Below are 2,761 nucleotides of genomic sequence, written 5' to 3' on the forward strand. Positions count from 1 at the left end.
CACATTACCAGCAGGGCTTTGCCCTGCACCCACCAGGAGGAGATAATCTCCTCCTGGACCTCCATAATAATTTTCTGATTTTCAAATGCGATTGCCCTGGACTCTCAGGCAATCTGCATTGGCATTTTGCGTCGCATCGGATTACACTGGTACAGTAAACAGGCTCACTCGCGCACCAGAAACAGAGTAACTCTTTTTCAGGAGAGAGGGGATGGGAGAGACGGGTCAACCAGCAGAAGAGATGCAGATGCGTCGTTTGCATGCTACCCATCTCTGGCGACCGTTGCATGGTCGACGCCAACGCCAGCAAGAGGTGATTGCTCTCCACGATCTGCACACGACACAGCAAGCAGAGAGTATTGCAAAATCTCCACTCCATCTGGCCAATACCCCAGAAAATGTGCCGATTGTACACGAACATTTTCAAATTCATAATGTGTGTAGCGGGGTGTTGGTTCTGGAAATTTCCGGACTGGCCCAACTGTCTGCAGAAAAAGCCATTGATTTGGCCATAGCGCAAGAACCGATGCTCTGTTGGCGCATGATGCTCTCCGGTGAAGATCGCATGTATTTACCTTCGCAAAAGGAGGATTTGCATCTGCAAAGCAAGCGTATTGCCCTGCTGCATGAGCCGCAGATCTCCTCGCAAGTCATTCTTCGTCCTGGACAGCAGCGTCATATCAATTTGTTGATTACACGAGTTGGTTTATACAATCTGGTACAGGATACACCGCTACCCACCATACTGGAGATCTTTATGCAGAGTGGTGATGCACCTTTGCTCTGGCAACATGATTTATCCCTTGCCCAGCAGCGCATCGCTTGGGAGATAGTGCATGCCAACAAGCAGGATCCATTGTATCGACTGTTTTTACGCTGCAAAGTCATGGAGCTGATGCTCGAATGGTTTCGCCTGTTGGCACGTGAAGAGGTACCAAGCTTCTCTTCCTATGCTGTCACAAAAGAGCAGCGACTGCTGGAAGAGGCATGTGCCCGTTTGCAACATCTTCCGCATGCAGTACCCACTGTGGAGGAGTTGGCTCGGCAGTTGGATACCACGCCACGCAAGCTGAATGAACTGTTTCGCCACCACCATGGTACAACCATTTTTGAATGGTTTGCCGATTGGAAAATGAAAAGGGCTTTTGAACTGTTACAAAACAGCAACCGTCCCATTAAAGAGATTGCCTTTTCCTTGGGGTATCAGCATGTAAACAATTTTACCTTGGCTTTTACCCGCTATTTTGGCACTCCGCCGGCGAGGATGCGTAAAGGAGCCTGTGAATAATCTGCTGCTCAGCAACGCTGCATGATAGGGTGTGCAAGGTTGCCCAACACTCTTCTGCAGATTGTCACGGGAAGACAAACAGTACAATGTACAAAATATCGGTACCGGGTGCAGCAGAGCCGCAGCGCTACGGCAAGCCTGCAGTTGCCGCATCTGTTTATGTTTATGGAATAACACTCGATTGGAAACTTACCCTATGAATCAGGATGCTTTCTTGCCGGTTTGGGATCAAATGGGCGATGCCGGTGAGGCTGTTTTATGCCTTTCTGGATTTGCCAGCAGCAATTGGCTGTTTCGGCTCTGGTTACAAGATATACAAGGATCCTTTCGTTTTTTGCTGCCAGAAAATCGTGGTATGGGTAGGGCTGCTCCAGCAACTGCGCCTTATCTGCTCGATGATTTGGCAAAAGATGCAGTGCGTTTGCTGGATCATTTGGCGCTGGCACAGGTGACGGTGATCGGTTTGAGCATGGGAGGGTTTGTGGCGCAACGACTCTTTGCGCTGGCACCAGAACGGGTAAAAAGAATGGTTTTGCTGTGCACCAGTTCCGGGGGAGAGGAGTTCCAGCCGCTATTGCCGCTGATGAGTCGGGAACAGGTGACAAGCCTGTATCAACTGGATGCAGAAACACGAATCCATGCTGCCTTGTCACCACAGATCTGTCCGCTGCTGCAGGAGCACTATCCACAGCTCTTTGCAGAGGTGTTTCGGCAACGCCTCATTCATCAAGAAAATCTGCAACAGATTTTATTTCAGTATGATGCCGTAGCCAAATTTTTGCGGCAAAGGCAACCACTCGAACAGATCAACTGTCCGGTATTGATTTTGGCAGGAGAGCAAGATCTATTGGTACCCTTGGCCAATGCCCAATTGTTGGCTAAAAAAATTGCCCACTCCCAATTGGCGGTAATTCCTGACAGCGACCATCTCTTTTTTCTGGAACAGGCGGAGATGGTGAATAGAGTGTTGCTGGATTGGCTGCTCAGGAGACAATGATGGTGCGGGTAGGCGCAGAAGCCTGCCCTCAGGTGGTGGTCTGTTGTCAGCAAATAACAGGAACAATAGTCAAGTTACAAATGCGCTTGCCCTGGCCAGCAATCAGGGCAGGCGCATTTGCCAATTGCCGCATTGTTGTTACAAATGCGCTTGCCCTGGCCAGCAATCAGGGCAGGCGCATTTGCCAATCTCCTCATTGTTGTTACAAATGCGCTTGCCCTGGCCAGCAATCCAGGGCAGGCGCATTTGCCAATTGCCGCATTGTTGCCACAAGCGAAACTGTGCATGTCGGGCGTCCGCCCTCCCAAAGAGTGCCCCTGCGGGGCACAGATTGTCGCGGCGTGCGCGAATGCTGCGCATTCGCTTCTGCTGAAACGCCGCTCGATGCAAGGGCTTTGCCCCATATGCGCTAACATGTTTTCCCCGATACAGCCATTTGTCGCTTACGTTTTCGCGGTGATTCTGCCAGTTGGGTC

The 2,761-nt window shown here is 50.6% G+C and carries 3 protein-coding genes; all 3 read left to right on the forward strand.

Features of this window, described 5'->3' with window-relative positions; genetic code table 11:
• Window positions 1-211: 211 nt before the first annotated feature.
• Window positions 212-1,288, forward strand: a complete 1,077-nt coding sequence (locus EJP87_RS15190) for a helix-turn-helix transcriptional regulator (protein WP_130472705.1) — start codon at window positions 212-214, stop codon at window positions 1,286-1,288.
• Window positions 1,289-1,484: 196 nt separating this feature from the next.
• Window positions 1,485-2,285 (forward strand): alpha/beta fold hydrolase, encoded by an 801-nt coding sequence (locus EJP87_RS15195; RefSeq protein WP_130472706.1) that lies wholly within the window; start codon window positions 1,485-1,487, stop codon window positions 2,283-2,285.
• 117 nt (window positions 2,286-2,402) lie between these two features.
• Window positions 2,403-2,761: hypothetical protein (locus EJP87_RS18690; RefSeq protein ID WP_227657683.1), on the forward strand; the 359-nt coding region annotated here is incomplete at its 3' end.

This window comes from Candidatus Magnetaquicoccus inordinatus, assembly GCF_004217665.1.
Taxonomy (GTDB): domain Bacteria; phylum Pseudomonadota; class Magnetococcia; order Magnetococcales; family Magnetaquicoccaceae; genus Magnetaquicoccus; species Magnetaquicoccus inordinatus.

Coding starts and splice junctions, on each gene's coding strand:
- EJP87_RS15195 (WP_130472706.1), top strand. CDS start 1,485: ATGAATCAGGATGCTTTCTTGCCGGTTTGGGATCAAATGGGCGATGCC.
- EJP87_RS15190 (WP_130472705.1), top strand. CDS start 212: ATGGGAGAGACGGGTCAACCAGCAGAAGAGATGCAGATGCGTCGTTTG.